The sequence below is a fragment of the Burkholderia sp. FW306-1C-G01B genome, assembly GCF_058781685.1.
In genome coordinates this window covers 229,717-240,386 of sequence record NZ_JBYSWZ010000013.1, presented here as the reverse complement: position 1 = coordinate 240,386, position 10,670 = coordinate 229,717, and the positions used below count along the sequence as shown (strand labels likewise).

The following is a 10,670-nucleotide window of genomic DNA, read 5'->3' as shown; positions in this document are numbered from 1 at the left end:
CGCATCTACAACCATGAGCGGCCACATGCCGCCCTGAAATACAAAACGCCCGACGCGGTGCATCGGGCGTTCTAGCGCCTGGATACTGTCAACCTATTCAAGGACTTGACATCGGAACAGGAGCTGAAACGCGCCCGCTCAGCGCCCGCCCGTCCCCCGCGCTTTGTCCGACTGCCGCCCGCGCACGAGCTTCCATACCGCGCCGAGCGCGACCGGCACGATCGCCGCGCCGATGCCCACCAGCACGATCACGTTCAGGTACTGGCGGACGAACGGGATGTTGCCGAAGAAATAGCCGAGCAGCACGAGCAACAGCACCCAGACCAGCGCGCCGATCACGTTGAAGAGCTGGAAGCGCGTGGCGCTCATCGACGACGCACCCGCGACGAACGGCGCGAACGTACGCACGACCGGGATGAAGCGCGCGAGCACGATCGTCTTGCCGCCGTGCTTGTCGTAGAACGAGTGGGTCTTCTGCAGCGCGGCGCGATCGAGGAAGCGCTCGAGCACCGGGATATGGGTATTGAATACCTTCGGGCCGACCCAGCGGCCGATCAGGTAGTTCACGGTGTTGCCGGAGATCGCCGCGACGAGCAGCAGCACGATCAGCGCGCCGACGTTCATTTCGCCTGTCGCCGCGAACGCGCCGCCGATGAACAGCAGCGAATCGCCGGGCAGGAACGGGAACACGACGAGCCCCGTCTCGCAGAACACGATCAGGAACAGAACGAGATAGACCCATGCGCCGTACTGCCGGATGAAATCGCCGAGGAATGCGTCGATATGCAGGACAAGGTTGACGAAATGAAGCAGCGTATCCAAATGCGATTCCTCGAAGGCGAAAGGGCGAAAGGACCGGAACGGTCGGAAAAGGCGGAAGCACCCGCCGGCCAAGGCGGCGCGCGCGACGGAGCCATCATACCGAAACTACCTTAAGGCTCCGTGAAAAAACGTAACTGCCGGTCGCCCCGGCACGCATCCGCCGCCTCGCTATAATTCGGCCATGTCCGATATCACCGAAACGGCCGCGGGCGCCGCGCCCGCCCCCGCTCCGCGCCCGCTGCGCGCAATCCAGCCCCTGCCCGACCAGCTGATCAGCCAGATCGCCGCGGGCGAGGTCGTCGAACGCCCGGCGTCGGTCGTCAAGGAGCTGCTCGAGAACGCGATGGATGCCGGCGCGACGACGCTGCGCATCGTGCTGGAAGAAGGCGGCGTCAAGCGCATCTCGATCACCGACGACGGTTGCGGGATTCCGCCCGACGAGCTGGCGCTCGCGCTGATGCGCCATGCCACCAGCAAGATCCGCTCGCTCGAGGAGCTCGAGGCGGTCGCGACGCTCGGGTTCCGCGGCGAAGCGCTGGCGTCGATCGCGTCGGTCGCCGAGATGTCGATCACGAGCCGGACAACCGATGCCGCGCACGCGATGAAGATCGATGCGCAGACCGGCGTGCTGTCGCCCGCCGCCGGCTCGACCGGTACGACGATCGAGGTGCGCGAGCTGTACTTCAACACGCCCGCGCGGCGCAAGTTCCTGAAAAGCGAGCAGACCGAATTCGGCCACTGCCTGGAAATGATCCGCCGCGCGGCGCTCGCGCGGCCGGACGTCGCGATCTCTGTGCTGCACAACGGCAAGGCCGTCGAGCACTGGAATGCGACCGAGCCCGCGCAGCGCGTCGCGAAGATCCTGGGCGACAGCTTCGCGACCGCGCACCTGCCGCTCGACGAACAGGCCGGCCCGCTCGCCGTCTACGGCTGCGCAGGCCTGCCGACCGCGAGCCGCGGGCGCGCCGACCAGCAGTATTTCTTCGTCAACGGCCGCTTCGTGCGCGACAAGCTGCTGACGCACGCGGTGCGCGCGGCCTACGAGGACGTGCTGCACGGCGACCGCTACCCGTCGTACGTGCTGTTCCTCGACCTGCCGCCCGAAGCCGTCGACGTGAACGTGCATCCGTCGAAGATCGAGGTGCGCTTCCGCGATTCGCGCTCGATCCACCAGTACGTGTTCCACGCGGTCCAGCGCGCGCTCGCGCGCCACGCGGGCGCGTCGCCGGAAACCACCGCGGGCGGTCACGCCGCGCACATCGAACCCGCGCCGCGCGGGCCCGCCTCGTTCCTGGACACGCCGCTCGGCCAGGGCCACGGCCCGGCCACCGGCGGCAGCGGCTTCTCGTCGCCGTCGTCATCGTCGGCGGGCAACACCTGGATGCGCCAGGCGCGGATGACGCAGGGCACGCTGCCCGTCGCGCAGCCGCTCGCGCTCTACGATGCGCTGTTCGGCCGCAAGGACAGCGGCGCGGGCACGCCGGACGGCACGACCACCGTCGCCCGCGATTCGGCCGACGCGCCGGGTGCGCCGCTGCCGGGCTTCACCGCGTCGCCGATCGCCGCCACCGCGCACGACGAGCAGCCGCTCGGCTTTGCGCTCGGCCAGATCCACGGCATCTACGTGCTCGCGCAGAACGCGCACGGGCTCGTGATCGTCGACATGCATGCGGCCCACGAGCGGATCCTGTACGAACAGTTCAAGAACGCGCTCGCCGATCGCTCGGTCGCCGTGCAGTCGCTGCTGCTGCCGGTGTCGATGACGGCCACGCCGGTCGAGATCGGCACGGTCGAGGAAGAACGCGACACGCTGGAATCGCTCGGCTTCGATCTCGCGGTGCTGTCGCCGACGACGCTCGCGATCCGCGCGGTGCCGGCGCTGCTGAAGGATGCCGACCTGCAGTCGCTCGCGCGCGCGGTGCTCGCCGATCTGCACGCGTTCGGCGGCTCGCGCGTGCTCACCGAGCGTCAGCACGAACTGCTCGGCACGCTCGCGTGCCACCACGCGGTGCGCGCGAACCGGCGCCTGACGCTCGACGAGATGAACGCGCTGCTGCGCCAGATGGAAGCGACCGAGCGCGCGGACCAGTGCAATCACGGCCGGCCGACGTGGTATCAGCTCACGCTGAACGATCTCGACCGCCTCTTCATGCGCGGGCAATGAGCGCGTCTTCGCAGTCCACCCCGACGACGATCGCCTGCCTGCTCGGCCCCACCGCTTCGGGCAAGACGGCCGCGGCGCTGGCACTCGCCGCGCGCCGCCCGATCGAGATCGTCAGTGTCGATTCGGCGCTCGTCTACCGCGACATGGATATCGGCACCGCGAAGCCGACTCGCGAAGAACGCGCGAGCGTGCCGCATCACCTGATCGACATCATCGATCCGGCCGATGCGTATTCGGCCGCGGAATTCCGCGCGGATGCGCTGCGCCTGATCGGCGAGATCGCCGCGCGCGGCCGCACGCCGCTGCTCGCGGGCGGCACGATGCTGTACTACAAGGCGCTGACGCAGGGGCTCAACGACCTGCCGGGCGCCGATCCGGACGTGCGCGCGCAGCTCGACGCCGACGCCGCGCGCGACGGCTGGCCCGCGCTGCATGCGCGGCTCGCGCAGGTCGACCCCGACACGGCCGCGCGGCTCGCGCCGAACGATTCGCAGCGGATCCAGCGTGCGCTCGAAATCTTCATGCTGAGCGGGCAGCCGATGTCGGCGCTGCTTGCCGCGCCGCGGCGCGCGGACGATGCGGCCGCCGCGTACCGCTTCGTGCCGGTCGCGCTCGAACCGTCGGATCGCGCGGTACTGCACGCACGCATCGCGCAGCGCTTCGACGCGATGCTCGACGCGGGCTTCATCGACGAAGTCGAACGGCTGCGCCGTCGCGACGATCTCCATCCCGACCTGCCGTCGATGCGCTGCGTCGGCTATCGGCAGGCGTGGGAATTCCTCGACGGCGACACCGACTACCGGACGATGCGCGACAAGGGCATCTTCGCGACGCGCCAGCTGTGCAAGCGCCAGCTCACCTGGCTGCGCGCGATGCCGGAACGGATCGTCGTCGACTGCATCGCGCCGGACTCGACGGCCCGCGCGCTCGACGCGCTCGAACGCGTACTCGACGGCCGCGCGCCGGGCTGACCGCGCCGCCGGCAGCCCGCGTCAGCCTCGCCGGCGCGCTGCCAGATGCGCGCGGGCGCCATCGACGATCAGCGCGACGCCGCGCTCGAACGCTTCGTCGCCGCCGCGCTCGCGCAGCGCGGCCCAGCCCTTCGCGAGCAGCGGATACCCGGCTGCGTCCGGCAGCGGCGCATCGGCTTCGCTGTCCGGCTTCGCCTGTTCTTCCAGCACCCATCCGACCACGAAGCGGCCGAGCGCATACATCACGTCGACCGCTTCATCCGGCGCGAAGCCCGCATCGCAGAGCAGCGCGACCTTGCGTTCGACCGAACCGAAATGCAGCGCGCGCGGCCGCGTACCGGCATGCAGGCGCGCGCCGTCACGATAAGCGAGCAGCGCGTGGCGGAAACTGCGCGCGTTGCCGGCAAGCCATGCATCCCACGCTTCGCCCGGCCGCGGCAGCGACGCGCCGTGGCGCTCGAGCATGATCGCTTCGGCCATCGCGTCGAGCAGCTCGGCCTTGTTCCTGAAATGCCAGTAAAGCGTCGGCGACTGCACGCCGAGCCGCTCGGCGAGCCGCCGCGTGGACAGCCCGTCGATACCGACTTCATCAAGCAGTTCGAGCGCCGCGCGCAATACCGTGTCGCGCGTCAATCGCGCCCCTGTGTCCTTCATCTCTATCACCGATAGGGGAACTATGGAATAATCGCCACTCTATCACCGATAGAGTCACCCGCTTGAATCCGTCCCTGATTGCCATCCTGGCCACGGTCCTGCTCGACGCGATCGGCGTCGGGATCGTGATGCCGATCCTGCCCGGCCTGCTGCGCTCGCTCGCCGGCGCGGGCAGCACCGACACGCACTACGGCGTATTGCTCGCGCTGTACGCGTTCGCGCAGTTCCTGTGCGCGCCGCTGCTCGGCGCGCTGAGCGACCGCTTCGGCCGCCGGCCCGTGCTGCTCGCGTCGCTCGCGGGTGCCGCGCTCGACTACCTGCTGATGGCGCTCGCACCGACGCTTGCGTGGCTTTACGCGGGGCGGCTGATCGCGGGCATCACGGGTGCGAACGTGGCGGTCGCGACCGCGTACGTCACCGACGTCACGGCCGAACCCGACCGCGCACGGCGCTTCGGCCAGCTCGGCGCGATGATGGGCATCGGCTTCATCGCGGGCCCGCTGATCGGCGGGCTGCTCGGCGCGCTGCACCTGCGCGCGCCGTTCGTCGCGGCCGCGCTGCTCAATGCGCTGAATCTCCTGCTCGTGTGGCGAGCGCTGCCGGAATCGCGGCCGCGCTCGGCCCGCGCAGGCCGCACGGTCGCCGCGCTCAACCCGTTCGCGAGCCTGCGCCGGCTGAGCGGCGCACCCGCGCTCGTGCCGCTGATCGGCATCTACGTGATCGTCGCGCTGGTGTCGCAGGCGCCCGCGACGCTGTGGATCCTGTACGGCCAGGAACATTTCGGCTGGTCGACGCCGATCGCGGGGCTGTCGCTCGCGGGCTACGGCGCGTGCCATGCGCTCGCGCAGGCGTTCGCGATCGGGCCGCTGATCGCGCGGCTCGGCGAGCGTCGCGCGCTCGCGCTGGGGCTCGCGGGCGACGCGCTCGGGCTCGCGGTGATCGCGTTCGCGACCGCCGCATGGGTGCCGTTCGCGCTGCTGCCGCTGTTCGCGGCGGGCGGCATGACGCTGCCGGCGCTGCAGGCGATGCTCGCGCGGCAGGTCGACGATGCGCGCCAGGGCGAACTGCAGGGCACGCTCGCGAGCGTGGCCAGCCTGATCGGCGTGGCGGGCCCGCTGGTCGTCACCGCGACCTATGCGGCGACGCGCGCGACGTGGCCGGGGCTCGTCTGGGCCGCGGCCGCGCTGCTCTATCTGCTCGTGCCGCCGTTGCTGGCCGGCACGCGGCCGGCGGGCGCACCGCGGCCGTCCGCCTGAGCGGCGGCAGGCGCCGCCATACGCATCGCCGCGCTCAGTGCGCGAGCGTCACGAGATTCGCATCGCGCACAAGCTGCCAGCGGCCGCCGGCCTTGCGGAAGATCGTCAGCGTATGGCCCGAGCGGCGGATCGTTTCGCCGCCCGGCGGCGTCACGTCGATCTCGAGGAAATTGCGCATGTACGCCCAGTCGCCGATCACGCGCAGCTCGTCGATCCGGTAGCGGCCGTCGACCTTCGGTGCATGCTCCGCACCCGCGTTCGCTTCACGCGACGCGGCCGCGAACGCCGCCTTGTCGAACGGCGGCTTGCCGGCCACCATGAAGATCGCGTCGTCGGCGATCAGGTCGAGCACGGTCGCCAGATCGCCGCGCCGGCTCGACACGAACCAGTTTTCCACGAGCTCGCGGATCGCATGTTCGTCTTCGGTCATCGTCGTCCCTCCTTCATCGGCGCCGCGCGCGGCGCCCGAAAAAAAAGCCGCCCGGATCGACTCCGGGCGGCTTTCCCTGCTGCATCTGCTGCTGGCGGTGCGTCAGACCACGACCGTCTGCGCCTCGCCTTCGCGGGTCGCACGCACGGTGCCGATCTTCCACACCTGTTCGCCGGCGGCGCTCAGGTCGGCGATCGCCGCGTCGGCATCGGCCGCCGCGACGATCACGGCCATGCCGATCCCGCAGTTGAACACGCGGTGCATTTCCGCGTCGGCGACGCCGCCGTGCTCCTGCAGCCACTTGAACAGCGGCGGCAGCGGCCACGCGTTCTGGTCGAGCTCGGCGGTGAGGCCTTCGCGCAGCACGCGCGGAATGTTCTCGACGAGGCCGCCGCCCGTGATGTGCGCCATGCCCTTCACCGACAGCTTCTGCATCAGCGCGAGCAGCGGCTTCACGTAGATGCGGGTCGGCGCCATCAGCGCGTCGGCGAGCGAGCGGCCGTGGAAATCGGCCGACAGGTCGGGGTTCGCGCGCTCGATGATCTTGCGCACGAGGGAGAAGCCGTTCGAGTGGATGCCGCTCGATGCGAGGCCCAGCACCACGTCGCCTTCGGCGATCGTGCTGCCGTCGATGATCTTGCTCTTCTCGACCGCACCGACTGCGAAGCCGGCCAGGTCGTATTCACCGTCCGGGTACATGCCCGGCATTTCGGCCGTTTCGCCGCCGATCAGCGCGCAGCCCGACAGCTCGCAACCCTGCGCGATGCCCTTGACGACCGTTGCGGCCGTATCGACGTCGAGCTTGCCGCACGCGAAGTAATCGAGGAAGAACAGCGGCTCGGCGCCCTGCACGAGGATGTCGTTCACGCTCATCGCGACCAGATCCTGGCCGACCGTGTCGTGTTTGTTCAGATGAAACGCCAGCTTGAGCTTGGTGCCCACGCCGTCGGTGCCCGACACGAGCACGGGCTCGCGATACTTCTTCGGCACTTCGAACAGCGCGCCGAACCCGCCAATGCCGCCGAGCACGCCGTCGCGCAGGGTTTTCTTCGCAAAAGGCTTGATCTTGTCGATGAGCGCGTCGCCAGCGTCGATGTCGACGCCTGCGTCGCGATAGGACAGACCCTGAGCGTCGGGAGCGGATTTCGGAGGATTCATGGGGGAATGCGAGAAGGTCGGTAAAATGCGATTTTACCCGAAGCCGGCCCGTTGGCCGGAATTCCCCGCACCGAATCGTCAGGGATTGCATCTTGGTCAACACGTCCCCGTTTTCATCGCCCAGCGAGCCGCGCCGAAACCGGCGCGCCGCCGTGCGTGCGGTCGCGCGTGCAGCCCACGGAGCCGCGGTCCCCGGCGCGTGCCCGGCGTACGGCGCGCGTATTTTCAACCGACCCGCATTGTGACTGTGTCCCGTCAACTGACGCTCGATCTCGGCACGCCGCCGCCCGCCACGTTCGACAACTTCATCATGAGCGAGGAGAACGACGAGCTCGTCACGCGGCTGCAGAAGCTCGACCTCGCGCTCGCGGCGGGCCCCGTGCCGGACCGGTCGTTCTACATCTGGGGCGAGCCCGGCAGCGGCCGCAGCCACCTGCTGCAGGCGCTCGTGAGCGACGCGTCGTACGGCAATGCGCGCTACCTGACGCCGCAGAGCCCGCTCGGCGCGTTCACGTTCGACCCGCGCATCGGCATCTATGCGATCGACGACTGCGACCGGATGACCGACACGCAGCAGGTCGCGCTGTTCAACCTGTTCAACGAAGTCCGCGCGCATCCGTCGAGCGCGTTCGTCGCGGCGGGCCCCGCGGCGCCGCTCGCGCTCGATGTGCGCGAGGATCTGCGCACGCGCCTCGGCTGGGGGCTCGTGTTCCACCTGTCGCCGCCGTCCGACGCCGGCAAGATCGCCGTGCTCAAGCTCGCGGCAAAGGAGCGCGGGATCGCGCTCACCGACGACATCGCCGCCTACCTGCTGACCCATTTCCGCCGCGACATGCCGAGCCTGATGGCGCTGCTCGACGCGCTCGACCGCTTCTCGCTCGAGCAGAAACGCGCCGTCACGCTGCCGCTGCTGCGCCGCATGCTTGCGCGTCCCGGCGACGACATCACACCACCGGGCACGGGCCCGAACCGCTTCGAGTAAAATGCGCTTCCATGACTAATCTGGCACTCTTTGACCTCGATCACACGCTGATCCCGACCGATAGCGACCACGAATGGGGTCGCTTCATGGTGAAGCTCGGCATCGTCGACGCGGAAAGCTTCTCGCGTCAGAACGATCAGTTCTTCGCCGACTACAAGGCCGGCAAGCTCGACATCCATGCGTACCTCACGGCGATGCTCACGCCGCTCGCGAAATATTCGCGCGCGCAGCTCGCCGAATGGCACGAGCAGTACATGCACGAGGTGATCCGGCCCGCGATGACGCCCGCCGCGCTCGAACTCGTGCGCAAGCATCTCGATGCGGGCGACCTGTGCTGCGTCGTGACGGCGACCAACGAATTCATCACGCGCCCGATCGCGACCGCGTTCGGCGTCGATACGCTGATCGCGTGCGAAGTCGAAACGACCGACGGGCATCCCGATTCGCCGTACACGGGCCGGCCGACCGGCACGCCGAGCTATCGCGAAGGCAAGATCGTGCGTACCGAAGCATGGCTCGCGTCGCTCGGCAAGCACTGGGACGACTTCGCGCACAGCTACTTCTACAGCGACTCGCACAACGACATCCCGCTGCTCGAGAAAGTCACCGACCCGATCGCGACCAACCCTGACGACACGCTGCGTGCGCATGCAAGCACCCGCGGCTGGCGTATCCTCGATTTATTCTGAACGTCGTGATCAAAAAATTCATCCGCAAGCTGCTCGGCCAGGACGAAGCCCAGCAAACGCCCCCCGAAGCGGCTCCGGCCGACGAAGCGGCCCCTGCTGCCCCGCGCCCCGCGAAAAGCGCACGCGGCGGCGCGAAGAAACCGCGCAGCAACCATGAGCCGACCGTCGTGCCGGCCAGCGTGCACCAGATCGATCCGTCGCTGATCTCGAGGAATGCCGTGCGCGTGACCGATACGCTGCAGCAGGCAGGCTTTCGCGCGTTCATCGTCGGCGGTGCGGTTCGCGACCTGCTGTTCGGCATCGCGCCGAAGGACTTCGACGTCGCGACCGACGCGACGCCGACCGAGGTGCAGCGCCTGTTCCGCCGCGCGCGCCTGATCGGCCGCCGCTTCCAGATCGTCCACGTGCAGTTCGGCCAGGAACTGATCGAGGTATCGACGTTCCGCGCGCTGGTCGACGCGCCGCCCGAGGCTGCCCCGTCGGCCGAACCGCCGCGGCGCCTGAAGCGCGACGAACTCGATCGCCGCACGCACGCGGTCGACGCGAGCGGCCGCGTGCTACGCGACAACGTGTGGGGCGAGCAGCACGAAGATGCCGCGCGCCGCGACTTCACGATCAACGCGATGTACTACGACCCGTCGACGCAGACGGTGCTCGACTACCACGACGGGATGGCCGACATGCGCGCCCGCCTGCTGCGGATGATCGGCGATCCGGCCACGCGTTTCCGCGAGGATCCGGTGCGGATGCTGCGCGTCGTGCGCTTCGCGGCGAAGCTCGGCTTCGAGATCGAGCCGCATACGCGCGAGCCGATCAACGCGCTGGCCGACCTGATCAACAACGTGCCGGCCGCGCGCCTGTTCGACGAAATGCTGAAGCTGCTGCTGTCGGGCCACGCGCTCGCGTGCCTGAAGCAGTTGCGCAAGGAAGGCCTGCACCACGGGCTACTGCCGCTCCTCGACGTCGTGCTCGAACAGCCGCAGGGCGAGAAGTTCATCACGCTCGCGCTGAACAACACCGATGCACGCGTGCGCGCCGGCAAGCCGGTATCGCCCGGCTTCCTGTTCGCGACGCTGCTGTGGCACGACATGCGCCAGCGCTTCGAGCAATACACGGCCGAAGGCGAGATCCCGGTGCCGGCGCTCCATCGCGCGATGGACGACGTGATCGACATGCAGACCGAGAAACTCGCGATCCACAAGCGCTATTCGGCCGACATGCGCGAGATCTGGGGCCTGCAGTTGCGCCTCGAGAAACGCTCGGGCCGCAGCGCGATGCGGCTGCTGGAACACCAAAGGTTTAGAGCGGGGTATGATTTCCTCCTGTTACGCTGCGAATCCGGCGAGCTCGATGCGGATGTCGGACAGTGGTGGACGGATTTCATCGAAGGCGACGCGGCTGCCCGCGAGGCATTGCTCACGCAGGGCGGCTCGAAGGAAAAGTCGCCCCGCAAGCGCCGCCGCCGCGGCGGCGCGCGAAACCGCAAGCCGGGTGAAGGTGCCGCCGAGCAGGCACCGGACACCGCGGGCGGTTCCGACGACTGA

General features: G+C 68.9%; 10 protein-coding genes. 6 read left to right on the top strand and 4 right to left on the bottom strand.

The window, feature by feature from the left end; all coding sequences use genetic code 11:
* Nucleotides 1–138: 138 nt before the first annotated feature.
* Nucleotides 139–822 (bottom strand): DedA family protein, encoded by a 684-nt coding sequence (locus AC3WLY_RS25500; protein ID WP_072436255.1) that lies wholly within the window; start codon nt 820–822, stop codon nt 139–141.
* 181 nt (nt 823–1,003) lie between these two features.
* On the opposite strand from AC3WLY_RS25500, the gene mutL reads away from it, so the two are divergent.
* Together mutL and miaA are read left to right on the top strand one after the other, a co-directional pair.
* The gene (mutL, locus tag AC3WLY_RS25495) at nt 1,004–2,986 is read left to right on the top strand and encodes a DNA mismatch repair endonuclease MutL (protein ID WP_492310795.1); all 1,983 of its coding nucleotides are present in this window, start codon (nt 1,004–1,006) and stop codon (nt 2,984–2,986) included.
* Nucleotides 2,983–3,957, top strand: coding sequence for a tRNA (adenosine(37)-N6)-dimethylallyltransferase MiaA (gene miaA / locus AC3WLY_RS25490; RefSeq protein WP_175962480.1), 975 nt, complete (start codon nt 2,983–2,985; stop codon nt 3,955–3,957). The genes mutL and miaA overlap by 4 nt, the downstream gene beginning before the upstream one ends.
* Nucleotides 3,958–3,978: 21 nt before the next feature.
* On the opposite strand, the gene tetR is transcribed toward miaA, so the two are convergent.
* A complete protein-coding gene (gene tetR, locus AC3WLY_RS25485; protein ID WP_175962479.1) occupies nt 3,979–4,611 on the bottom strand; it encodes a tetracycline resistance transcriptional repressor TetR in 633 nt (210 codons plus the stop codon).
* 62 nt (nt 4,612–4,673) lie between these two features.
* On the opposite strand from tetR, the gene tet(64) reads away from it, so the two are divergent.
* Nucleotides 4,674–5,867 carry a tetracycline efflux MFS transporter Tet(64) gene (gene tet(64), locus AC3WLY_RS25480; RefSeq protein ID WP_310138117.1) on the top strand — a complete coding sequence of 398 codons (1,194 nt, stop codon included), beginning with the start codon at nt 4,674–4,676 and terminating at the stop codon, nt 5,865–5,867.
* Between the two features lie 34 nt (nt 5,868–5,901).
* Here the strand turns inward: tet(64) and AC3WLY_RS25475 are convergent, their stop codons facing one another.
* Both AC3WLY_RS25475 and purM read right to left on the bottom strand, forming a co-directional pair.
* Nucleotides 5,902–6,297, bottom strand: a complete 396-nt coding sequence (locus tag AC3WLY_RS25475) for a YybH family protein (protein WP_425131406.1) — start codon at nt 6,295–6,297, stop codon at nt 5,902–5,904.
* A 102-nt stretch (nt 6,298–6,399) separates the two neighbouring features.
* The gene (gene purM, locus AC3WLY_RS25470; protein WP_175962477.1) at nt 6,400–7,455 is read right to left on the bottom strand and encodes a phosphoribosylformylglycinamidine cyclo-ligase; all 1,056 of its coding nucleotides are present in this window, start codon (nt 7,453–7,455) and stop codon (nt 6,400–6,402) included.
* Between the two features lie 241 nt (nt 7,456–7,696).
* On the opposite strand from purM, the gene hda reads away from it, so the two are divergent.
* The 3 genes from hda to pcnB are packed head-to-tail and all read left to right on the top strand — an operon-like array spanning nt 7,697 to nt 10,670.
* The gene (gene hda, locus AC3WLY_RS25465) at nt 7,697–8,437 is read left to right on the top strand and encodes a DnaA regulatory inactivator Hda (RefSeq protein ID WP_310138123.1); all 741 of its coding nucleotides are present in this window, start codon (nt 7,697–7,699) and stop codon (nt 8,435–8,437) included.
* A gap of 11 nt (nt 8,438–8,448) precedes the next feature.
* A complete protein-coding gene (locus AC3WLY_RS25460; RefSeq protein ID WP_034182802.1) occupies nt 8,449–9,126 on the top strand; it encodes a histidinol-phosphatase in 678 nt (225 codons plus the stop codon).
* A 5-nt stretch (nt 9,127–9,131) separates the two neighbouring features.
* Nucleotides 9,132–10,670 carry a polynucleotide adenylyltransferase PcnB gene (pcnB, locus tag AC3WLY_RS25455; RefSeq protein ID WP_175962475.1) on the top strand — a complete coding sequence of 513 codons (1,539 nt, stop codon included), beginning with the start codon at nt 9,132–9,134 and terminating at the stop codon, nt 10,668–10,670.

Coding starts and splice junctions, on each gene's coding strand:
- mutL (WP_492310795.1), top strand. CDS start 1,004: ATGTCCGATATCACCGAAACGGCCGCGGGCGCCGCGCCCGCCCCCGCT.
- miaA (WP_175962480.1), top strand. CDS start 2,983: ATGAGCGCGTCTTCGCAGTCCACCCCGACGACGATCGCCTGCCTGCTC.
- tetR (WP_175962479.1), bottom strand. CDS start 4,611: ATGAAGGACACAGGGGCGCGATTGACGCGCGACACGGTATTGCGCGCG.
- AC3WLY_RS25475 (WP_425131406.1), bottom strand. CDS start 6,297: ATGACCGAAGACGAACATGCGATCCGCGAGCTCGTGGAAAACTGGTTC.
- purM (WP_175962477.1), bottom strand. CDS start 7,455: ATGAATCCTCCGAAATCCGCTCCCGACGCTCAGGGTCTGTCCTATCGC.
- AC3WLY_RS25460 (WP_034182802.1), top strand. CDS start 8,449: ATGACTAATCTGGCACTCTTTGACCTCGATCACACGCTGATCCCGACC.